Source organism: Pollutibacter soli, from assembly GCA_029269725.1.
Taxonomy (GTDB): Bacteria; Bacteroidota; Bacteroidia; order Chitinophagales; family Chitinophagaceae; genus Pollutibacter; species Pollutibacter soli.
Genome location: JARJHS010000004.1, coordinates 284497 through 305750 on the forward strand (window position 1 = coordinate 284497; position 21254 = coordinate 305750).

Consider the following 21254-nt stretch of genomic DNA (forward strand, 5'->3'; position numbering starts at 1 on the left):
GTTAAAATCTTGATGCAAAATACCGGGTTTTCCACATAGCAAGTTGATACGTTCTACGTTTAACGTTCAACGCTATACCAGGTCAATCCTCTCATCCTCCACATTAGCCACCACCTGCGCCGCGATTTTTCTTAGCGGGTTCCGATGCGCTTCCGCATAACCCATGCGTTTGCTGATGATATCCAGCGTAACAAATAATGCTTCGCGGAATGAACTTTCGTCTGCCTTGTTTTTCCCTGCGATATCAAATGCAGTTCCGTGATCAGGAGATGTTCTGATGCCGGAAAGTCCGGCAGTATAGTTTACACCTTCCCCTTTAGCCAGTGATTTAAAAGGAATAAGACCCTGGTCGTGATACATAGCCAGAACACCATCAAATTTTTCGTGACTGCCTCTTGCAAAAAATGCATCCGCTGCATATGGCCCGAATACCAGCAGGTCGTTTTTCTTTGCTTCAATCACAGCAGGGCGAATAATGGTTTCTTCCTCCTTACCGATCAAACCTTCATCGCCTGCATGCGGATTTAATCCAAGTACAGCAATGCGTGGTTTGTCAATTCCAAAATCCTTGCGCAAACTCTCTTTCATAATTTTCAGTTTGCTCAGAATTGCTTCTTTTGTAATTGCGCCTGCTACTTCTGCAACAGGAATATGTTCAGTGACTACACCCACACGCATATTCTCTGCCACCATGAACATCAATACATCGGAAGCGCCGAAAACATTTTTCAGATATGGGGTATGGCCAGTGTAAGGAAACTGATCACTATGAACATTTTTTTTGTGCAAAGGTGCAGTGACCAGCCCCTGGATTTTTGATTCTTTCAAAGCTTGTACAGCCGCTACCAGGGATTTAATACCATAACTGCCACCAGCTTCTGTTAGTGTGCCCGGAGCAATCATAACATCTTCTTCCCAGCAGCTGAAAATATTCAGTTGTTTTGGATTGACTTTATGTAATTCACGGATGTTATTAAAGTTAAGATTGAATTCGGGTAGTGATTTACGATAGAAGTTGATCACTTTATTGGAGCCGAAGATCACAGGAGTACAGAATTCCATCACCCGCTGATCGGAGAATGTTTTGATGATCAGTTCGATTCCTATTCCATTCAGATCCCCTGTGGTGATTCCTACCACTGGCCTTTGCTGCGGGTTTATCATCTGGCTTTGCATTTAAGCCGGTAAAGGTATACGTTTTACGTTAAACGTTCGACGTCTAACGTAAAACGTACCTTCGCGTCGGTGACGTACACATTAAAGAAATCATTAGGTCAGCATTTTCTTATGGATGAACGCATTTGTAAGGACATCATCGATGCCTTAAAGGCGAATGAGTTCAGGCAACTGATTGAAGTAGGGCCGGGTGGGGGAGCATTAACAAAATATCTCATAAAAATGGAGGACATCGATCTCCAGGCGATCGAGATCGACACTGAAAAAATTGAGTACCTGTTGAAGACATATCCCGCACTTGAGGGAAAAATTATTGAGAAGAGTATATTGGATGCAGATAAACCATTCTCCGGACCGTTTACCGTGATTGGAAATTTTCCGTACAACATCAGTTCCCAGATCATGTTTAAAATTCTTGACTGGAGGGACGATGTACAGCATGTGATAGGGATGTTTCAGAAAGAAGTCGCGGAGCGCATTGCTGCTGGTCCCGGCACAAAAGATTATGGAATTCTGAGCGTGCTTATCGGAGCTTTTTTCAAAGTGGAATATCTTTTTGATGTCGATGAGCAGGCATTCAATCCTCCGCCTAAAGTAAAAAGTGGCGTGATCAGGTTAACCAACCTGCATAATCCATGGAAGGTTGAAGACTATCAAAAACTTCTGAGGCTGGTGAAAGCAGCATTTAATCAGCGAAGAAAGCAATTGAGAAATCCGCTGAAACCCTATTTTTCAGCCGATGACCTGAGGCATGATATTTTTACCAAACGCGCAGAGCAACTGAGCGTTGCTGATTACGTCAGTTTAATGGACAAAATGAAATGAAACAAAAGGTTTTTGTTACTGCAAAGGTTCATCCCTGGCTGATTGAAACCCTTGAAAAAAATGGGTATGATGTTGTATATGATGTAACCATTGATTATGACAGTTTAAAGTCATCCATTACAGACGTTACCGGGTTAATAGTAACCACCCGACTTCGTATTGACAAAGCGATGATCGATGCGGCTCCCTATCTGAAATGGATTGGAAGATTGGGTAGCGGGATGGAGCTGATAGATGCAGACTATGCATTATCCAAAGGTATTCGCTGCGAAAGCAGTCCTGAAGGCAACAGGAATGCAGTTGCTGAGCATAGCCTTGGTATGTTATTGTCCCTGATGCACAGGATCGCTTCATCATGCAATGAGGTTGCTCTGGGCAAATGGATGCGCGATGCCAATCGTGGTACTGAACTCAGTGGAAAAACAGTGGGTATAATCGGCTTTGGAAATACAGGCAGCAGTTTTGCAAAATTGCTTGCGCCTTTTGATGTCACCGTACTTGCTTATGACAAATATAAATTCGGTTATGCCAGCGGGTATATAAGAGAAGCCGGGCCCGATCAGATTTACCGGTATGCCGATGTTATCAGTTTGCATCTTCCGCTGACAGAAGAAACGTTTCATTTTGCGGGTAATGATTTCTTTAATGCTTTGCAGAACAAGCCATTTTTTTTGAATACGTCCAGAGGAAAAGTGCATGATACCGCTGCGGTAATCCATGCGCTTCAGCAGGACAAAATCAGCGGCGCCGGTCTTGATGTGCTTGAAAATGAAAAGATCGAACAATGGTCTCCGGAAGAAAAACAGCAGATTGATTTGCTGGTTAAAGATCCGCGTGTAATTATCACTCCTCATATCGCAGGATACAGCCATGAAGCGTTTCTGAAAATGGCTACAGTAGTACTTGACAAACTGGGTATACATTAACGATATCCCTGTTTAACAGTAAAATTTTTTAAGATACTTATCCGTTTGACTATATTTATTTTGATATGGATTGTACCATTTCAGAATCAATAATAATCTTATGAGAAAAATCATGTTAAGCTGCATTATCCTGACCGCAGTTGCTGCCTGCAAAAACTCTTCCACTGAAATTAAAGCTCGTGAAGATAGCATAGCCACGAAGGCTGTTGAAACGACTCCTGCTGCACCAGCGATCGATTATGCATACAAGCCAACGTTGGCTGCCGACTGGACTGCTGGAAAACCAGAATACGCCGCAATTGTATTAAACCTTTACAAAGCGCTGGAGCGAAACGCTCCGGAAGACTCTGTACTCACTTTTTTTGCTGATTCGGTTACCAGTGTTTCCTACGATGATAAAACGTTTAAGGGTACAGGAAAAGACTTCATTACACGTGCGAAAAATTTCAGAAATCAGTACAAAAAGCTGAGCGAAGAGTTTATTTCTTTCGTGCCACTTTACAGCCCTTCAAAGGATATGCATGTAGTATCCATCTGGGTGGAAGAGCGGGGTGTACGGAATAATGGTAAGGCTGATTCCACCGTGTACCAGGAAAACTGGCGATTCGATAACGCCGGAAAAATCGACTATCGGTCTGTATTTGCCCGGTATAGTTTTTAGGAATATTCAGTAAATATTTTATATTTTTGCCGACACGGCAACGCTTCAGTGAACCTGAGGCGTTGTTGTTTTTTTATTTTAAACCCAACAGGGAAAATATCAGAGGAGGGAATTATGAGCGATTTAATTTATGTTACTCAGGAAACGCTTGAACTGATGCAGGCGGAATTACAAAAGTTGAAAACAGTTGACAGACCGGCTGCTTCAAGAGCAATTGCAGAAGCCAGGGAAAAAGGTGATTTGAAAGAAAATGCTGAATACGATGCGGCCAAAGAGGCGCAGGGATTGCTGGAAGCAAGGATCGGAAAACTGGAGGGTGAAATGGCCAATGTGCGGATCCTTGAAACAAGTTCAATTGATACCAGTAAGGTTTCTATTCTCACAAAAGTGACCATCACAAATACATCAACAAAAAAGTCGGTGACTTACCAGATTGTGTCTGAAAAAGAAGCTGATCTGAAACTTGGAAAGATTTCAATTACTTCTCCGATCGGAAAAGGTTTGCTTGGTAAAAAACCTGGTGAGATTGCAGAAGTGAAAGCACCCAACGGGATTCTTACATTCCGTGTTGATGAGATTAAAATCTGATTAACCGGATAATATTTTTTTTAAGCCTGGTAGTATGCCGGGCTTTTTTATTGCAGGTATCTTTGCGGAATAAATTTTCATTATGGCAAGTATCTTCACTAGAATCATCAATGGAGAAATACCATCTTATAAAATACTGGACAACGATAAATTTTATGCGTTCCTGGATATTGCTCCTTTACGGATGGGGCATGTACTTGTCGTTCCAAAAAATGAAACAGACAGGTTTTTTGATCTCAGTGAAGACTATCTTTCTGAAATTCTCGTTTTCTCCAAGCCGATCGTTTCTGCCATAGAAAAATCATTTCCATGTAAGCGATGTGGTATTGCTGTGATTGGCCTGGAAGTGCCTCATGCACATCTGCACCTGGTTCCGATTGATAGCGCCGATGACCTGAATTTTACCAGAAAAAAACTTGAACCTGCATCAGCTGATTTGAAAGCTGCCCAGCAAAAAATTTTAGAAAAACTCTAATGGCAACGGAGAACAACTCAACCTCATTCCTGAGACCTAAATGGATTACCTGGACCTGTATTGCTTTCTGGACAGCAGGGTTGATCTATATTATTATGGCATTTGCTGGCTATTTTGCAACCTTCGGACTTTTTTATTCTGCTGTAAACCTTCTATTGGTTGTCATTCTTTTTGCAGCGTTATCAGGTGTCTGGTCGATGGAGAAATGGGGTGTAATTCTTTTTGCGATTATACTTGCGTTAAAAATCGGATACGATCTGTTCAGCAAGGCATTTCAATACTGGGAGCTGGTACTATTGGTTCCCGTGATCATGCTGTTATTACAATATAAAAAAATGAAATAACTCAGGATATCCGGTGTGGGTTTAACCTGATAAAGGATTCCCAATCGGTTTTTTTTCTGCCATGTGCTGTAACAGGAACCGGGGAAGAACAGGAAAAGTGATGACAGAGAGCGACCGCCAACGCATCAGAAGCGTCGAAATATTTTATTTCGTTTTTTAGGGGTAATATCCGCTTGATCATTTCCCATACTTTTTCTTTATCCGCATTACCATTTCCTGTAATAGATTGTTTTACTTTTTTGGGTGAATATTCTGCCACCGGAAGGCCTTTTTGCATGGCAACGGCGATGGCTACACCCTGTGCTCTTCCCAACTTCAGCATACTCTGCACATTTTTGCCAAAAAAAGGAGCTTCGATAGCCAATTCCTGCGCCCCATATTTCGTTATAATCTCCTGTATGGTCTGGTGAATCAGCAGCAGCCTTTCATACATGTCCTTTTTACTGCTGAGTTTTACGACATTCATTTCAACCATGGATAACTGTTTACCACAAACGGATAATACGCTGTACCCCATGATTACGGTACCCGGATCAACACCTAAAATGATTCTGGAATTTTCCTGCAAGTGAAAGCCGTTTAAAAATTCAATCCAAATCCTCTGAACAAAAATATCAAATTAATCTTCAATTATATTCTGGGCCCGGTAATGTTCGCCTGGGTGGCCTGGTCTATCTGGCAGCAGATTCAGCAGCAACCTGAGCTGGGATTGCAGCTGAAAAATATCTGGCTTTCCGCAAGCGGTGCCGGGATGTGGAAATTGTTGCTGGTTTTTTTACTCATGTTTGTGAACTGGGGTCTTGAAGCAAGAAAATGGCAGGTGATGATGAAAAACCTGACGAACCTTAGCTTTAATCAATCGGTAAAAAGCATTTTGTCCGGGATTGCATTTTCAATGAACACACCTAACAGAGTGGGTGAATACGGTGGCCGGGTTTTGTTTATCGAACCTGAAAAAAGGATACGAGCGGTTTCTCTTACAGCTGCTTCTTCATTCAGCCAGTTGCTGATCACCATGGTCATGGGTTCAGCAGGTTTATACTTTATCGCAGACAATATCAGCGCTTCACCCGGGGTCAATTCATTTCGGTTAGGGGTCACTGTTCTGCAATCAGTGGTCATTGCATCAACACTTCTTGGATTTATTATGTATTTCAATATGGGCAGCATGATCCGTGTGGTAGAAAGAGTGCCGTTAATCAACAAAGTGACCTCGCATTTTCATGTACTCGTAGAAATGGATAAAAGGACCCTTTTTCGTAGCTTAACTTTCTCCCTGATCCGTTTTTCCGTATTTATTATTCAGTATAATCTGATGCTGCAGGTAATGGATGTTCAGCTTGGTTGGTGGCAGGGTTTTTGGACGGTTTCTGTATTATTTTTGCTATTGGCAGTCATTCCGACCATAGCTTTGCTTGAACTGGGTTTGCGCTGGGAATTCAGTGTCCTTTTGTTCGGACTGTTCAGTAATAATTCAGTTGGAATGTATGCCGCAGCGACGGGGATTTGGTTTATTAACCTGGTAGTACCAGCGATTGCAGGAAGTTTTTTTATGCTGGGCTGGAGGCGGTCCGTGTAACGAGGTCGATGAGTGTTATAATTTTATTAAATCCCCGTGTGTTTTTTAACGAATCAATCAAGTGCTTGTCTAGTATTAGGTTTTCAATGTTGAAATCATGAAAAAAATCCTGCTGTTTCTCTTTTTGGTAAGCACAGCTATTCACCTCAGCGCAGGAAATGATTTTTGTGGAATTTCTAACCGATCCTTTTCTTCCGGGGAGAATATTACTTTCAAGGTTTTTTATAATGTAGTTGGTTTGTATGTCGATGCAGGTACTGCCAGCTTTACTGCTACCCATGTTCGTTATAATAATCGTCCTGCATATCATATCGTTGGGCTGGGGAGTTCTAATCCTTCCTATGACTGGATCTTCAAAGTACGGGACCGCTACGAATCCTACCTTGATACGCAAACGTTGAAGCCTATGCGCTTTATCAGGAATGTTGATGAAGGCGGTTATAAGAAATACGAAAATGTGCAGTTCAATCACGACACAAAAACTGCGGTATCCGGAAGCAAATCATATAATGTTCCTGATTGTGTGCAGGACGTGCTGAGCGCAGTATACTACGCACGCAATATCGATTTTAACCAGTACAAACCGGGTGATAAAATTCCGTTTACGATGTTCCTTGATGATGAGGTCTACAATCTGTACATCCGTTATATGGGAAAAGAAACTGTAAAGACCCGCTACGGCAGATTTAAATCCATCAAATTTAAACCTATGCTCATCAAAGGAACCATTTTCGAAGGTGGTGAAAAGATGACGGTTTGGGTATCAGATGATGCCAATCACCTGCCCTTAAGAATCGAGAGTCCGATAACTGTCGGAAGTGTTAAAGTAGATATGATGGGGTATCGGAATCTGAGGTATCCGCTGAGTTCGATGCTTTCACTCCGTTAATCATTGGTTGGAAGTTGTCGGTTGTCAGGTACAGCCAGCCCGCCTGCCGTCAGGCAGGTTCATAGTTTGGACAACCGAAGAATCTCGCTGTCCTTCTTTCTCCTCTCGACAGAAATTCATAGCTTATTTTTCCGCATTCTGTATCTGGTATCCTGTAGCTTTTTCCAGTTTTCAGTTTCCGTTTTCCGTTTTGTTCCCGGTATTCCATATTCGGTATCCTCTCTTTCTCATAGTTCACTCAGACTTCTTCCTTCTCCATTCCTGATGCCTCTTTCAGTTTGCATCAGTGTGCAAATTTCACTAACCGGGTCATGTTCGAAGTACAGGACATAGTTGTTTTCCAATGCTTCAGTCAGGAACAGTTTTTTTTCTTCCAGCGTTTTCAATGGAAACATATCATAGGCCATGATGTAAGGCAGTGGAATATGCGCAATCGATGGAAGTAAATCGGCCATGTAGACAATCGTCCGTCCTTTGTAATTGATTTGTGGAAGCATCATCGCGTCAGTGTGGCCGTAAACAAACCTTAATTTGATGTTGGATGAAAAATCTGCTACTCCGTAATCCGGTTCACTGATCAATTTCAATTGGCCGCTTTGCTCTATCGGCAGAATATTCTCTTTAAGAAAGGAAGCTTTTTCTCTTTCATTTGGCTTTGTTGCCCATTCCCAATGCTTGCCGTTACTCCAGTAGGTTGCATTGGGAAATGTGGGAACAAGTTTTTCGCCCTCGCGTTTTATTGCACCTCCGCAATGATCAAAATGGAGATGGGTGAGAATTACGTCAGTGACATCTGAAATATCAAATCCATTTTGTTTCAGCGATGATTGAAGGTTTGCATTTCCGGAGAGATAGTAATGTCCGAAAAATTTTTCATCCTGTTTATCGCCTATTCCGGTGTCGACCAGGATCAGTTTATCTCCATCTTCGACTAACAAACATCGCATCGCCCAATTGCAGAGATTTTTCTCATCTGCAGGCTGCAGTTTGTTCCAGATCTGTTTGGGTACAACACCAAACATCGCTCCGCCGTCAAGTTTAAAATAGCCAGTATTAATTGTATAAAGCTGCATTTTTTTCTTTTGAAACTGCGGCACGTGTATGCAATAATGCAAGCAGGCCGAGAATGAAAATTACGACAAGTGAAAGAATTGAATTGCGAATACCATGGGTTATGTGTTCAATCGATCCGAAAAGAAACAGGCCTATAAAGAGTGCGATTTTTTCTGATACATCATAAAAACTAAAGAATGAAGTTGTATCCTTTGACCCTTCAGGAATAAGTTTGGAAAACGTACTTCGGCTCATCGACTGAATACCACCCATCACCAGCCCGACGGTGGCTGCAACAAAATAAAAGGCCACTTCAGTTTTTACATAATATGCCCAGATGCATACTGTAATCCAGATCATGACTGCAATAATCAACACGTTTATATTACCAACGAATTTCGATAGCCGGCTCATACCGACGGCACCAACAATGGCAATCAGCTGTATGATGATAACGGAGATAACTAATTTCGGGTCGTCTTCCGGGTCGGTAAAGATTTCTTTTTTTGCAAAACCTGTTGCCACCAGCATAACGGTCTGTACACCCATACTGTACAGGAAATAGGCAAAAAGAAATCTGCGCATGACCACCATTTCTCTCACTTGTTTGAACACCAGCTTTAATTCCCTGAATCCGTTGGTCAGCACGTTTTTTCGTTCCTTTCTCACTTCTTTACTTTCCAGCGGCATCGAGCGCAAAGTAATTTGAGCGAATCCGAACCACCAGATCCCCACCAGCATGAATGACGTTCTTACCGCGAAACTTGCCTGCTCACTCATCGGGCCAAGCCAGCTGAGTATATCGGGTTTGAAAATAATGACAAGGCAAATGACCTGGAGAAGTACACTGCCAACATATCCCAGGGCAAAACCTTTTGCGCTCACCCGATCTCGCTCTGAAGGGGGAACGATATCCGGTAGATAGGAGTTATAGAATACCAGGCTACCCCAATAACCCAATGCTGCTATGGCAAAAACGACGATGCCGTATTCGATCATCGTCGGTTTAAAAAAGAACAGAGCACTGCAGGCACCTGCGCCAATGCAACTGAATATGGTCAGCCACACCTTTTTGTTTCTGCGATAATCTGCAATAGACGAAAGGATCGGAGACGTAAAAGCGACAATTATGAACACACAGGCAAGGGCATAATCCATCAAAACGGTGTTGATTATTCTGAAGCCGAAAAAATCAACATAGGAAAGTTCGCCGGGTGATTTTGATGTAGTCATGCCTACATAATAGGCCGGGAAAATGGTGGCAGTAATGACCAGGTTATATGCACTGTTGGCCCAGTCATACATCGCCCAGGCATTTTCCTGTTTTCTCGAAACTTTGGACATGGAGGTGTTTAAAGTTTAAATTGGAAAGTTAAAAGAATAGTTCAAAGTTCATAGTTCATTGTTCAGTTGAACAGCCGGTTCAAAGTTCATTGTTCAGAGTTGGAATAGCCGGTTTTCAGTTTGTGGTGTAAAGAAGTCTAATGAATAGCAGGTTGCCAGAACCCGAAGATAACAGGTTAATATTGAACAATACGTAAGGAATCCGCAGCTCTTTTTTGCAGACATATTAACCACCGCGAAATTACTCTGAACCTTCAACCTTCAACTTTGAATTTTCAACTACTTCTAACCTCTTACTTACGATTGAATGTATCCCGTAGCAATCAGGATCAGTAATATAACTCCAACGAATATGCGATACCATCCGAAGAAACGAAAACCATTTTTTTGAAGAAAACTGATGAGAAAACGGATGGCGAGGATAGCGATGACAAATGCAACAAGGCTTCCGATAAACAGGAACTCCACGTTCTTAAAGGTGAGCAGTTCCGGGGCATCTGTGTGCATGTCGTAAAGGCTTTTCACAGTTGCTGCCATCATAGTAGGAACTGCGAGGTAAAAAGAGAACTCAGCAGCAACCTGTCTTGACATTTTCTGCTGCATTCCGCCAATGATGGTCGCTGCGCTGCGACTAAGGCCAGGCAGCACAATGGCCAGCACCTGGAACAATCCGACAACAAGTGAATTCTTTATGGTTATTTCTTCTTCCGTATGAATATTCGGATTTGTAAACCATTTGTCTACAAAAAGAAGCACAACCCCGCCGCCCAGTAAAACGAGTGCAATAACCAGTGGTTTCTCCAGGACGGTCTCAATATGATCTTTCAGAAAAACACCAAAAACCATCGCAGGAAGGATGGCTACAAATAATTTTACGTAGAAGTAGAAACTTTTGAAATTCAGAAATTTCTTCCAGTAAAGTACAACGACAGAAAGTATTGCACCGAACTGGATGACGATCATAAAGAGCTTTGCAAAGGGCATTTTATTGATTCCCATAAATGCAGAAGCAATAGCCATATGACCCGTGGAGGAAATAGGAAGAAACTCTGTTATCCCTTCAATAATCGCAAGAAGTATTGCCTGGAACAGATCCATAGTTCTGGTTAATCAGGTAGCTCCGTTTAATGATCTGGTGAAATGCTAAACACTAACTGGCTTTCGGTTTTTTCATTATGGCATACACCTCAATGATAAATCCGGCAATGATAAGGAGGGGTGCAATGGTTATTCTGCGAAAACTATAAACTTCATTATCGGAAAAAAAGTTGGGATCGGCACTTTTTCCACCGGTCATCAGAAGAATCCCAAGAATCACCACGACTCCTCCGATAGCCATCCACAGGAAATTCTGTTTACCGAACAATGTATTATTCTTTTTTTCCATACAACAATAATATGGTGCAAAATAATGTAAATCAGGGAACCGGCAAGCGTTTAGCGTGTTTTTGACAGTCTTAATAGAGATCGTCAAGCTTCATTTTAAGGTATTTGGTTACGCTCCGATGTGTACTGATAAATGTAATTCCGATGCCAATGACAATCATGGAAAGGAAAAGCATGATCAACAGCGTATTATCCCTGAGCACCGTTATTTCAGGTAACCACCATTTTTCTACCGCATAAATGATTACAATGATAGATACAATCGCCAGAACGGCGCTGGTCAGGCCATTCAGGATGGCTTTCTTATCAAACGGTTTGGAGATAAACCACCGGGTGGCACCCACCATCTGCATGGTCTTGATTAAAAAACGGTTGGAGAACATGGCCAGTTTTATGGTATTATCAATCAGTATGATGGCGATCAATGAAAGTATAGCTGATAAAACGAGAAGGAATATTTCAATTTTCCGGACAACATTGTTCAGGTTATTCACAACTGCATCCGGGTATTTTATCTCACTGACAATGAAATGTTGTTCAATGTCGCTGACGATGCTGGTGAGGCTGTCTTTATTCACCCAAACAGGATCAAGGTAAAAATCTATGCTTGCTGGTAGCGGATTATAGTCGAGCACTTTGTCCCAGTCTTCATTTTGCTGATCCCCGATAAATTTTTCCCGCGCCATTTCCTTGGTTACATACTCCACGTTCCGGGCATAGCGCCTGCTGGTAACATAGTTTTTGAGAGAATCGACCTCACGCTGGGGACTACCTTCCCGGATAAACGCATGTACCTGGACGCTGCCCTTGAAATAATTTTCAAGTTTACTGGCATTGATCGTAATCCAGCCCAGCATGCCGAGGATAAAAAGAACAAGGGCTACACCCAGAATGGCCATGAAATAAGAAGGCTTACTGCGCTTCATTGATGTTTTACTGATCTCTGTCATGCTTTCGGAGTTGCGTGAAAATCTCAAATATCATTACAGGAGGGCCGGAAATTGCGCGGCAAAAATAGTGATTTTGCGCTGTTTCTGTAATTTTGCCCTCCTCATAACGAGTAGCATCGTTTAAAAATTTTTTGTACGCAGACGTTTTAACAAATCGGAACAGATTCATGGAATACCAATTCAGAAAAATAGAAGAGAAGTGGCAGAACTACTGGAAAACGAATAATATCTATAAAGTCAGCAATCAGTCTGACCGCCCTAAATACTATGTACTGGACATGTTTCCTTATCCGAGCGGTGCAGGACTGCATGTTGGTCATCCACTCGGTTATATCGCCAGCGATATTTTCAGCAGGTACAAAAGACTTAAAGGATTCAACGTGCTACATCCCATGGGATATGACAGTTTTGGATTGCCTGCAGAACAATATGCCATCGAGCACGGCATTCATCCGGCTGTGTCAACAGCTCAGAACATCAAAAATTTCAGGGCTCAGCTGGATAAGATCGGATTTTGTTTCGACTGGAGTCGTGAAGTAAGTACTTCCGATCCCGGATATTATAAATGGACGCAGTGGATTTTTCTGCAGCTGTTCGACAGCTGGTATAACCGGCAAACGAATAAAGCTGAACGCATCGGAGTACTTGTTGAAAAATTCCAGCGGGAAGGGAACACGGCGCATCCCTGTCCAGGAGACCGTAATGTTGTTTTTACTGCAGATGTATGGAATTCATTAAGCGAAAAAGAACAGCAGGAAATTCTGATGCAGTACCGTATCGCATTTTGCGGATATGGTGAGGTCAATTGGTGTGAAGCATTGGGTACTGTTCTCGCAAATGATGAAGTGATCAACGGAGTCAGTGAGCGTGGAGGGTTTCCTGTGGTAAAAAAGAAATTGAGGCAATGGTACCTCAGGATTACCGAATATGCTGATCGTTTACTGAGTGGTTTGAATGATGTGGAGTTCAGCGATAGTATGAAAGAAATGCAGTCCAACTGGATCGGAAAAAGTTATGGTGCCGAAGTGGATTTTGTTCCTGAGCATCCCGCAGGAAAGCCGCCGATCAAAGTATATACGACAAGACCTGATACCATATTCGGTGTGGACTTTTTGGTGCTTGCACCTGAACATCCTGCGGTCAAAGCGTATACATCGCAGGAACAATCTGCAGCTGTTGAAGATTACCTCGCGTATGTAAACAGTCGCAGTGAGCGAGAGCGCATGGCGGAGAAAAAGATTACTGGTGTGTTTACAGGATCATACTGTAATCACCCGTTTTCTGAGAAGAAGATCCCGGTATGGATAAGCGAATATGTTCTCGCGGGATATGGTACGGGAGCGATCATGGCGGTGCCTTGCGGAGACGAGCGGGATCACAGGTTTGCCAACCATTTCAATATCCCGATCACCAATATTATCGGTGAATATTACGACGGCAGGGAAGCCAATCCAACGAAAGATGCAATTCTTGAAAACAGTTCGTTCCTTGATGGGCTGGTGATGAAAGATGCAATCGGAGTTGCGCTGGATAAACTGGAAGAAACAGGTATTGGTAAAAGACAGGTCAATTATAAAATGCGTGATGCGGCGTTTAGCCGCCAGCGTTATTGGGGCGAACCATTCCCGATCGTATGGAAGGATGGTGTTGCTGTTCCATTGCCTGAGTCTGAATTGCCGGTGGAACTACCCTACCTCGCAGAGCTTAAACCCGGACCAGATGCAGAAGGTCCTTTGTCAAATCTCACCGAATGGAAGAACTACCAGGGTGGTATGCGCGAAGTGAATACGATGCCTGGGTATGCCGGCAGCAGCTGGTATTTTTTAAGATATATGGATGCAGATAACGACAAGGAATTCTGCGATCGTAAAGCAAGTGACTATTGGGGCCAGGTGGATCTGTATATCGGTGGAACTGAGCATGCTGTGGGACATTTGTTGTACTCCCGCATGTGGACCAAGTGCCTGTTTGATCTGGGATATATCGGTTTCCAGGAGCCTTTCAGGAAGTTGGTGAACCAGGGAATGATTACAGCAAAATCATATTTCTTCCAGGTAAAAACGGAAGATAATGCTATACCGGCAAAAGCTGTGTCAAAAATAGTTTCATATTCTAAGGTTGATGAATCTGATGTGCAGTTGCGTTTTAAATATGGCCACAAGTTTGTCGACAATAATGGCAGGTTGTTGAAAAGTGATTATGAAGCCGCGATTATAAGTGGGGAAATTGAAGTGCCTATCTATGAAATCGAAGGCTGGGAAAAGTCAGGCGATGAGGAATACATTTTTGTTCGGGAAGAATCGGAAAAAATGTCCAAGTCAAAATTCAATGTGGAAAATCCTGATGATATCGTCGCTAAATACGGAGCGGATACCTTCCGGATGTATGAGATGTTTTTGGGGCCTATAGAAATGAGTAAACCCTGGGATACCAAAGGCATTGAAGGTGTTCATCGTTTTCTCAAAAAATTATGGCGCTTGTTTTATGAAGATGGCAAAGGCCTGATCATAACTGATCTTGCAGCAAATGATGCTGAATGGAAAGTATTGTATCGAATGATCAAAAAAGTGGAAGAGGATACTGAGCGTTTTTCATTCAACACTGCAGTGAGTAGTTTTATGATCGGAGTGAATGAACTCAGCGACATGAAATGCAATAAGGCGGAAGTGCTGGAGAAACTCCTGATCACACTCGCACCTTTTGCGCCGCATATTTGTGAAGAACTTTGGAATGTGATAGGTCACAAGGAAAGTATTCTCAATGCTTCTTTTCCAAAAGTGGAAGAGAAATACCTTGTCGAAAGTTCAAAACTGTATCCCATTGCCATCAATGGAAAGACGCGTTCTGAAATGAATATTGCACTTGATGCGACGCAGGCCGATGTTGAAGCCATGGTGCTGAGGGATGCGGTCGTTCAGAAATGGCTGGAGGGTAAATCGCCGAAGAAGATTATTTATGTGAGGAATAAGATGATTAATGTGGTTATTTAGACAGTAAGTAGTAAGAAATAAGTAGCCTGCCTGCCGGCAGGTAAGTAGGGAGAACAGCCGGTTTATAAGGCTATCGTTCGGTTAATAAAACTCGGCAATTTTTTATCTTTCCATTTTTAATGCAGGGACGACGCATGCATCGTCCCTGCATTAAAAATCGGTTTGAATGTTTGCTAAAATCCATTAATAATAGTATCGGCAATGGAGATGTCCTGACATCTTTAAAACGCATAACCCAACTTATTCGTAATAATTGATGCTACTTCATACTCACTACTCAGCTTCTACTGGCTGCTATGTTCCGTCTGCCGTCTATTGTTAAATCTCCTTCCTTCATACCCTGCCTCCTGGCTTTTTCGTAAATTGTAACCATAACACTCCAAAAATGGCCTATCCATCCCAACCATTGATCGATTCACTGCGAGCAACTGCCAGGAGGCTTTCTGAAGGCGCGGAATATGCCTGGGGGAATCATGGTTCATGCAATTGTGGCAATCTTTTACAGGTAGCAACATCGTTAAGTAAACAGGAAATAGTTCGTCTCGCACAAACTGGTGCCGGTGAATGGACGGAAATTGCTGAAGAATATTGCAGCACTACCAATCTTCCATTGGATCACCTGGTTGGTGAATTAATTGCCCTTGGACTGACGCCCACTGATATTCATCACATTGAATATCTCAGCGACAAAGAAGTTTTGAAGTTATTGCCTGGCGGTTTTCGCTGGCTGCAACGCAATCTCAGGGAAGATGTAGTCGTTTATCTTCAGACTTATGCAGATTTACTGGAAACAAAACTTATCCAGGTAAAATCTTCATCAGAATCTTCAAAAGAAAAAGAAAACAGTTACTACCCCAAACCTGTAACCGAATTAATTTAAATCCTTTTTAATAAATCCATTCCTTCCTGCCATTGATAATGACCTGACATAGCATTGATGTGTCCGGCATGGCCAATATTGACAAATTCACTACCCCATTTTTCTGCAAAAAAAGCAGCACGTTCTATGCTGACCCACGGATCATTTGTACTTGCCACAACAATGGTCTTAAAATTTATTTTATTCAATGAGATCGGTGAGAATCCTTTTGCAGGAAAGGTATAATTCTGTACGTCGGTATCACTCGGAGCAACAAGTAGAGCGCCTTTTATTTTGGTTCCTGATTGTTCTGCCCATTTTGCAATCGTAGAGCAACCAAGACTATGTCCAATCAAAACCACTTCTTCAGGATTGTATTTTTTTATTGCCATATCGATTGAGTCAACCCAATCCTTACATTCAGGAGCATCCCATTCTTTTTGCTCTATCCGGTGAAAATTACCTCCGCTTTTTTCAAACCAGGTCTGCCAATGCTCAGGCCCGGAATTTCCCAAACCAGGAATGATAAAATAATGAGTCATGAAAAATTCAGTCGTTTATTTCTGAAGATCATCAATTTTTTGAATTAACGGAATTCAATTCGTTTGAAATGATCTCTGAAATTTGTCCGGCTCTGTCAAGGATCATTAAATGGCCGCCTCCCTCAATAAGATAATCAGGTTGAAAATTTATGATCGGGAGAAGTTTGTCCTGGTCGCCATGGATACGAATAATGTTGTCTTGCGATAGTGAGCGATCCCATCGCAAAAGTCTTGCTACTGCCCATTGCGAGAAGACTGGATTAGACCGTTCCAGTACTGACCTGAACAAATTTCGATTTTCATCGGAACTGATCCCGAATATCCAGTATATAAATGCATTTGCTTTTGCAGATGGGAATGGCAAAGAGAATTTATATAGTCTTAATGTGCCCGCAGTCCGGAAATATAAAGGAAGTTCGCTGCGTCTTGCAACACTGGATATCAGAATAGTTTTTGCAGGTTTTAGTATATCCAGCATTTCGCTAACAACCACACCGCCAAAACTGAGCCCGACTAATGCGAATGGATTTGTTGTATCTATATAAACTGAGATCCTTTGGGCATAAGATTTCAGCGATTCGTTTTTCTCGGGAACTATCCAGGGAATATGTACAATCTCAAAAGACGAGTTGAGTTTGATGTTGATGAAAGCTCGCTCATCAGCTCCCAATCCACTGAAAAAGTAAACTTTCAACAGAAAAATTTAGTGCTAAACTACGAATCAGGCGTCAGCAATTGGTTGTGGACTTTCATCGGCTTAGGCAAACGTTCAACGTTCAACGTTTTACATTCTCCGTCGGCTTTACAAACCTGATCATGGCACTACTATTCTCATCGCTCTCAAGTCTTGCCTCGTAACGAATACCATTGATCCAGGCAATCATGAGTGAAGTATTTGGTGGGATCGATCCGAGATTTTCAGCGACCATCGTTAGTTCATTATTTTCTCCCAGGTCTTTTACGGCGAGTCTCACTGTGTATGGTTGTGCTTTGAGAAGAATATTTTTCTGCAGCAGGTGATTATTCAGAAAAAGTGAAATGGAATCACCATCGATTTCTGCATGATCATAGAAATTCAATTCAACGGTATCGCCGGCCAATGGAATCTCGGTAACAAATGTTTTCTTCCTGTTCGTAAACATCTCTTCGACAGTAGGCGGATTGACTGTTGTTTTTACTACCGGCAATTGGACCTCAGGAGCTTTTGTAGTTACTGGTTGAGGTGCGGGTTTTTTAACCGGTTCAGGTTTTATTTGTTCGCGAACCGGTGGCTGACTGCGACGGGCGATCAGGTTAATATTTGTAGAGTCAAATACGCCGCGACGTAAATTTTCCAACACCATGTCCCAGTCATCAGGAAATCTTGCGTCATCCACTTTATCGAGATGTACTTCAACTTTCCGGTCATTGTTGGATGGTGATTCAGCAGTTCCATCGAGCTTCATAATGCCTTCTCCCGGACAATTAAAGTCAGTCACATATTGTAATGGCTGTGACGTATTCTGACGGCTGCTCTCCAGTGGTGAATCATCCCACCAACTCACTGTCCCGGTATAAGGATTGAAATATCCTTTCACATTAAAGGCTGTATAATTATTATCAGATGTGTAGTAATAAGAGCTGCCTACAAGACTATCTCCATTGCGTACTAGCTTCAATTCGAGCTGGACTGCACGGCCTGGAATGGCACCTGCTTTTTTTATTTTTCCATGCCATACTCCTGAAACCGGTTGCGCCGATACAGATGCTGCCAGGGAAATCAACAATGCAAAAATTAATAATGACCTGGATGTAATTTTCAACAGTTTTTGTTTTTTGTAAGAACGATCTCAAAAGTTCGATATTTCCCTGGTGTTCTTTTCTTCGGACGGCTTTAACATTTGAACAATAGCCCATCCCAAAGACCGGATGTCAATTTCACTCATAATGCTGTGTCGGTCAGGCTGCCTCAACTTAGAATAAATAACGGAATTCCCGATGTTAAAAAGCTGAAACTGAATTAATATTGAAATACTTTTCAATTTCGCGGGGATCACAGAATATCAACGACATTTACTCGTGATAAATAATCAATCTTTTCGTCTTAAAGAAATATTAAAACTTTATCATAGGGAATTTTTTCCATTGGTAGAATTCGATCCTGGAAAAGATCGTTTTCTCCGGCTGAATCTGAATTCCTCAAATAAAAAGTTGCGGGCCGAGATATTCAGCGATATAGATGCTTTTTCTCAATTTGTAAATGATGAAATTGAACAATCGTCGTGCCGCTACGCCATCGGAGGGTATAACGAATACCGTGATATTTACAGCAGGAGTGCCGTGTTTGACGGAAATAACGTTGACGCAGAACCGAGAAGACGCCATCTCGGCCTGGATATCTGGGGAAAAGCAGGAACGATTGTGTATTGCCCGGTGGATGCCGTAGTTCACAGCACAGGGACTAATATGGCCATTGGAGATTATGGAGCAACCGTTATCCTGCAGCACCAGCTCGATGATATCATTTTTCATACACTGTATGGCCACGTTTCACTGGATGATCTGAACCTGAAGCCAGGTACTAAAATCAATGGTGGACAAATGTTTGCTCATTTTGGAGAACCTTTCGAAAATGGACATTGGCCACCGCATCTTCATTTTCAGATCATCATCGATATGGAAGATAAAACCGGTGATTACCCGGGTGTATGCAGGGAGTCTGAAAAAACATATTACCTGGAGAATTGTCCTGATCCGGACTTAATAGCTGATATGAACCGATATGGAATTGAATCAATAATGAAGGATTAAAAAACATATGAAATCAAACGGCAATAGTCAGGAATCCGTTAACTTCCCTGTTGCGAATTAATATGACCAACCCGACTTAATATTATTTCTATGAGTACAAATGAAGCGACAAGAAATGATGACACACGGTCCATGCCAGTTTGGATAATGCCACTACTGTTGATATTACTAACGGCTATGGGTGTGTGGTATTTTTTGAGAGGTTCGGAAGAAGCGCCTAAGGTTGCTGTTCAGCAACCCGCACCCGTTGAAGTAAAGGAACCCGAGCCTCCGGCAAGAGTATCAACAAAAGTGATTTTGTCTGATGGTACTGAGCTTAGCGCCTATAAGGGAGGTATCGAAGATAAGCTGGTAGCTTGTCTCTCAGACAGTTCCTGCAAACCGGGGAAAGATCTCTGGTTTGATTTTGATAATCTGAATTTCGACCTGGGCAGCGCAAAAATTACTGCTGATAGTGAATCACAGGTCAACAATATCGCTGCGATTCTGAAAGCATATCCAAAGCTTAAAATAAAGATCGGAGGGTATACTGATAAAACAGGAAATGCAGACGCAAATAAAAAGCTCAGCCAGGATCGCGCGCAGGCAACCCATGATGCAATTATTGCAGCCGGCGCGAATGCAGCACAGCTTGAAAAACCGGAAGGATATGGATCCGAGTTCGCGACCGTGCCAGCTGAAGCTTCAGAAGATGACAGAAGAATTGATCGTCGGATATCGGTGAGTGTTCGTGCTAAATAAGAATAAATACCGATAAGTAGGTTCAATCCTGCGAATGAATTTTTTGGCCTTAATTTTACCAGATGGAAAATCCAAACCTGAATACCGGAAAGCAGTCTCTCAGCCCCACGGAAAAGGAATTTGAGAATACCATCCGGCCTGCAACAATTGAAGAGTTTGCGGGCCAGCCAGTGATCATCGAAAACCTCAGAATTTTTATACGCGCTGCTAAGATGCGCGGCGAGTCTCTGGACCATGTTTTGTTTCATGGCCCGCCCGGGTTAGGTAAAACAACTTTATCAAGGATCGTTGCGCAGGAACTGGGAGTTAATATCCGCGAAACTTCTGGTCCGGTAATAGAGAAGCCTGCAGATCTCGCGGGCTTGCTGACCAGCCTTGAAACCAATGATGTTCTTTTTATTGATGAAATACATCGGTTAAGTACGGTAGTCGAGGAATATTTGTATTCGGCAATGGAAGACTTCCGCATTGATATTCTGATTGACAGTGGCCCTAGCGCAAGAAGTATACAGATCAACCTCAATCCATTCACGTTGATTGGGGCAACGACAAGAAGTGGATTGTTGACCGCTCCTTTACTTTCCCGCTTCGCGATAAAATCGCGGCTTGAATATTATCCTTCAGAAACGCTTCAGAAAATTGTACAGCGATCAGCAGATATATTAGGCGTGAAAATCACATCAGATGCTTCCATGGAAATAGCCAGGAGAAGCAGAGCAACACCGAGAATTGCCAATGCATTGCTACGACGTGTACGTGATTTTGCGCAGGTACTCGGCAATGGTGTAATTGATCTTGCCATTACCCAGCATGCTTTGAAAGCATTAAGCGTTGACGAATACGGGCTCGATGATATGGACAATCGGATACTGGCTGCCATTATTGAGAAATTCAAAGGAGGCCCCGTAGGTATTACTACCATTGCGACAGCAGTAGGCGAGGAACCTGGAACGCTCGAGGAAGTATACGAACCTTTTTTAATTCAGCAGGGATTTCTAAAACGTACACCTCGCGGAAGGGAAGTCACTGAAAAAGCATATACGCATCTTGGAAAACCTATGGGAAACAACCGTGAAAATCTCCTGTTTCCTTAGAAAAAAAGGTATGAAGTTTGGGGAGTCATCCATCTTCCCGGT

23 protein-coding genes are annotated in these 21254 nt (G+C 42.5%); 13 read left to right on the plus strand and 10 right to left on the minus strand.

Annotated elements, in window-relative coordinates; genetic code table 11:
* Positions 1 to 72: 72 nt before the first annotated feature.
* Complete coding sequence (pdxA, locus tag P2W82_RS12200; RefSeq protein ID WP_336516169.1) at positions 73 to 1164, minus strand: 4-hydroxythreonine-4-phosphate dehydrogenase PdxA; 1092 nt, start codon at positions 1162 to 1164, stop codon at positions 73 to 75.
* An 81-nt stretch (positions 1165 to 1245) separates the two neighbouring features.
* On the opposite strand from pdxA, the gene rsmA reads away from it, so the two are divergent.
* From rsmA to P2W82_RS12230, 6 genes are all read left to right on the plus strand, one after another.
* Positions 1246 to 2001 (plus strand): 16S rRNA (adenine(1518)-N(6)/adenine(1519)-N(6))-dimethyltransferase RsmA, encoded by a 756-nt coding sequence (rsmA, locus tag P2W82_RS12205; protein ID WP_336516170.1) that lies wholly within the window; start codon positions 1246 to 1248, stop codon positions 1999 to 2001.
* Positions 1998 to 2927, plus strand: a complete 930-nt coding sequence (locus P2W82_RS12210; RefSeq protein ID WP_336516171.1) for an NAD(P)-dependent oxidoreductase — start codon at positions 1998 to 2000, stop codon at positions 2925 to 2927. Before rsmA ends, P2W82_RS12210 begins: the two co-directional genes overlap by 4 nt.
* 100 nt (positions 2928 to 3027) lie before the next feature.
* Positions 3028 to 3588 carry a hypothetical protein gene (locus P2W82_RS12215; protein WP_336516172.1) on the plus strand — a complete coding sequence of 187 codons (561 nt, stop codon included), beginning with the start codon at positions 3028 to 3030 and terminating at the stop codon, positions 3586 to 3588.
* A gap of 114 nt (positions 3589 to 3702) precedes the next feature.
* Entirely contained in the window at positions 3703 to 4176 is a 474-nt protein-coding gene (gene greA / locus P2W82_RS12220) for a transcription elongation factor GreA (RefSeq protein WP_336516173.1), read from the plus strand.
* A gap of 82 nt (positions 4177 to 4258) precedes the next feature.
* Positions 4259 to 4651, plus strand: coding sequence for an HIT family protein (locus P2W82_RS12225; protein WP_336516174.1), 393 nt, complete (start codon positions 4259 to 4261; stop codon positions 4649 to 4651).
* On the plus strand, positions 4651 to 4995 hold the full coding sequence (locus P2W82_RS12230; RefSeq protein ID WP_336516175.1) for a hypothetical protein: 345 nt from the start codon (positions 4651 to 4653) through the stop codon (positions 4993 to 4995). Before P2W82_RS12225 ends, P2W82_RS12230 begins: the two co-directional genes overlap by 1 nt.
* A gap of 1 nt (position 4996) precedes the next feature.
* On the opposite strand, the gene ruvC is transcribed toward P2W82_RS12230, so the two are convergent.
* Complete coding sequence (gene ruvC / locus P2W82_RS12235) at positions 4997 to 5563, minus strand: crossover junction endodeoxyribonuclease RuvC (protein ID WP_336516176.1); 567 nt, start codon at positions 5561 to 5563, stop codon at positions 4997 to 4999.
* Positions 5564 to 5644: 81 nt separating this feature from the next.
* Here ruvC and P2W82_RS12240 point away from each other — a divergent pair, with 81 nt between their 5' ends.
* Entirely contained in the window at positions 5645 to 6574 is a 930-nt protein-coding gene (locus P2W82_RS12240; RefSeq protein WP_336516177.1) for a lysylphosphatidylglycerol synthase domain-containing protein, read from the plus strand.
* A 97-nt stretch (positions 6575 to 6671) separates the two neighbouring features.
* Positions 6672 to 7463: a DUF3108 domain-containing protein gene (locus P2W82_RS12245; RefSeq protein WP_336516178.1), complete on the plus strand. Its 792-nt coding sequence runs from the start codon at positions 6672 to 6674 to the stop codon at positions 7461 to 7463.
* Positions 7464 to 7690: 227 nt separating this feature from the next.
* Here P2W82_RS12245 and P2W82_RS12250 read toward each other — a convergent pair whose 3' ends face one another.
* The 5 genes from P2W82_RS12250 to P2W82_RS12270 form a co-directional block, all read right to left on the minus strand.
* On the minus strand, positions 7691 to 8536 hold the full coding sequence (locus P2W82_RS12250) for an MBL fold metallo-hydrolase (protein ID WP_336516179.1): 846 nt from the start codon (positions 8534 to 8536) through the stop codon (positions 7691 to 7693).
* Positions 8517 to 9860: an MFS transporter gene (locus P2W82_RS12255; RefSeq protein ID WP_336516180.1), complete on the minus strand. Its 1344-nt coding sequence runs from the start codon at positions 9858 to 9860 to the stop codon at positions 8517 to 8519. The genes P2W82_RS12250 and P2W82_RS12255 overlap by 20 nt, the downstream gene beginning before the upstream one ends.
* A 297-nt stretch (positions 9861 to 10157) precedes the next feature.
* Positions 10158 to 10958, minus strand: coding sequence for an undecaprenyl-diphosphate phosphatase (locus P2W82_RS12260; protein WP_336516181.1), 801 nt, complete (start codon positions 10956 to 10958; stop codon positions 10158 to 10160).
* A 52-nt stretch (positions 10959 to 11010) separates the two neighbouring features.
* Positions 11011 to 11247 carry a DUF3098 domain-containing protein gene (locus tag P2W82_RS12265; protein ID WP_336516182.1) on the minus strand — a complete coding sequence of 79 codons (237 nt, stop codon included), beginning with the start codon at positions 11245 to 11247 and terminating at the stop codon, positions 11011 to 11013.
* A gap of 70 nt (positions 11248 to 11317) precedes the next feature.
* The gene (locus P2W82_RS12270) at positions 11318 to 12196 is read right to left on the minus strand and encodes a cell division protein FtsX (protein WP_336516183.1); all 879 of its coding nucleotides are present in this window, start codon (positions 12194 to 12196) and stop codon (positions 11318 to 11320) included.
* 167 nt (positions 12197 to 12363) lie between these two features.
* On the opposite strand from P2W82_RS12270, the gene leuS reads away from it, so the two are divergent.
* Complete coding sequence (leuS, locus tag P2W82_RS12275; RefSeq protein WP_336516184.1) at positions 12364 to 15186, plus strand: leucine--tRNA ligase; 2823 nt, start codon at positions 12364 to 12366, stop codon at positions 15184 to 15186.
* Between the two features lie 385 nt (positions 15187 to 15571).
* On the plus strand, positions 15572 to 16066 hold the full coding sequence (locus P2W82_RS12280; protein ID WP_336516185.1) for a hypothetical protein: 495 nt from the start codon (positions 15572 to 15574) through the stop codon (positions 16064 to 16066).
* Here P2W82_RS12280 and P2W82_RS12285 read toward each other — a convergent pair.
* From P2W82_RS12285 to P2W82_RS12295, 3 genes are all read right to left on the minus strand, one after another.
* Positions 16063 to 16587 (minus strand): RBBP9/YdeN family alpha/beta hydrolase, encoded by a 525-nt coding sequence (locus tag P2W82_RS12285; protein ID WP_336516186.1) that lies wholly within the window; start codon positions 16585 to 16587, stop codon positions 16063 to 16065. The genes P2W82_RS12280 and P2W82_RS12285 overlap by 4 nt on opposite strands.
* A gap of 31 nt (positions 16588 to 16618) precedes the next feature.
* A complete protein-coding gene (locus tag P2W82_RS12290) occupies positions 16619 to 17281 on the minus strand; it encodes an alpha/beta hydrolase (protein WP_336516187.1) in 663 nt (220 codons plus the stop codon).
* Positions 17282 to 17363: 82 nt separating this feature from the next.
* A complete protein-coding gene (locus tag P2W82_RS12295) occupies positions 17364 to 18389 on the minus strand; it encodes a hypothetical protein (protein ID WP_336516188.1) in 1026 nt (341 codons plus the stop codon).
* Between the two features lie 322 nt (positions 18390 to 18711).
* Between P2W82_RS12295 and P2W82_RS12300 the strand changes: the two genes are divergently transcribed.
* The 3 genes from P2W82_RS12300 to ruvB all read left to right on the plus strand — a co-directional run bounded on the left by P2W82_RS12300 (position 18712) and on the right by ruvB (position 21212).
* Positions 18712 to 19377 carry a peptidoglycan DD-metalloendopeptidase family protein gene (locus P2W82_RS12300; RefSeq protein ID WP_336516189.1) on the plus strand — a complete coding sequence of 222 codons (666 nt, stop codon included), beginning with the start codon at positions 18712 to 18714 and terminating at the stop codon, positions 19375 to 19377.
* Positions 19378 to 19467: 90 nt separating this feature from the next.
* Positions 19468 to 20118, plus strand: a complete 651-nt coding sequence (locus P2W82_RS12305; RefSeq protein ID WP_336516190.1) for an OmpA family protein — start codon at positions 19468 to 19470, stop codon at positions 20116 to 20118.
* A gap of 62 nt (positions 20119 to 20180) precedes the next feature.
* Entirely contained in the window at positions 20181 to 21212 is a 1032-nt protein-coding gene (gene ruvB / locus P2W82_RS12310) for a Holliday junction branch migration DNA helicase RuvB (RefSeq protein WP_336516191.1), read from the plus strand.
* Positions 21213 to 21254: the final 42 nt, after the last annotated feature.

Bases quoted from the DNA above. Each gene is read 5' to 3' on its own strand.
- pdxA (WP_336516169.1), bottom strand. From the start codon at position 1,164: ATGATAAACCCGCAGCAAAGGCCAGTGGTAGGAATCACCACAGGGGAT.
- P2W82_RS12210 (WP_336516171.1), top strand. From the start codon at position 1,998: ATGAAACAAAAGGTTTTTGTTACTGCAAAGGTTCATCCCTGGCTGATT.
- P2W82_RS12215 (WP_336516172.1), top strand. From the start codon at position 3,028: ATGAGAAAAATCATGTTAAGCTGCATTATCCTGACCGCAGTTGCTGCC.
- greA (WP_336516173.1), top strand. From the start codon at position 3,703: ATGAGCGATTTAATTTATGTTACTCAGGAAACGCTTGAACTGATGCAG.
- P2W82_RS12225 (WP_336516174.1), top strand. From the start codon at position 4,259: ATGGCAAGTATCTTCACTAGAATCATCAATGGAGAAATACCATCTTAT.
- P2W82_RS12230 (WP_336516175.1), top strand. From the start codon at position 4,651: ATGGCAACGGAGAACAACTCAACCTCATTCCTGAGACCTAAATGGATT.
- P2W82_RS12240 (WP_336516177.1), top strand. From the start codon at position 5,645: ATGTTCGCCTGGGTGGCCTGGTCTATCTGGCAGCAGATTCAGCAGCAA.
- P2W82_RS12245 (WP_336516178.1), top strand. From the start codon at position 6,672: ATGAAAAAAATCCTGCTGTTTCTCTTTTTGGTAAGCACAGCTATTCAC.
- P2W82_RS12250 (WP_336516179.1), bottom strand. From the start codon at position 8,536: ATGCAGCTTTATACAATTAATACTGGCTATTTTAAACTTGACGGCGGA.
- P2W82_RS12255 (WP_336516180.1), bottom strand. From the start codon at position 9,860: ATGTCCAAAGTTTCGAGAAAACAGGAAAATGCCTGGGCGATGTATGAC.
- P2W82_RS12260 (WP_336516181.1), bottom strand. From the start codon at position 10,958: ATGGATCTGTTCCAGGCAATACTTCTTGCGATTATTGAAGGGATAACA.
- P2W82_RS12265 (WP_336516182.1), bottom strand. From the start codon at position 11,247: ATGGAAAAAAAGAATAATACATTGTTCGGTAAACAGAATTTCCTGTGG.
- P2W82_RS12270 (WP_336516183.1), bottom strand. From the start codon at position 12,196: ATGACAGAGATCAGTAAAACATCAATGAAGCGCAGTAAGCCTTCTTAT.
- leuS (WP_336516184.1), top strand. From the start codon at position 12,364: ATGGAATACCAATTCAGAAAAATAGAAGAGAAGTGGCAGAACTACTGG.
- P2W82_RS12280 (WP_336516185.1), top strand. From the start codon at position 15,572: ATGGCCTATCCATCCCAACCATTGATCGATTCACTGCGAGCAACTGCC.
- P2W82_RS12285 (WP_336516186.1), bottom strand. From the start codon at position 16,587: ATGACTCATTATTTTATCATTCCTGGTTTGGGAAATTCCGGGCCTGAG.
- P2W82_RS12305 (WP_336516190.1), top strand. From the start codon at position 19,468: ATGAGTACAAATGAAGCGACAAGAAATGATGACACACGGTCCATGCCA.
- ruvB (WP_336516191.1), top strand. From the start codon at position 20,181: ATGGAAAATCCAAACCTGAATACCGGAAAGCAGTCTCTCAGCCCCACG.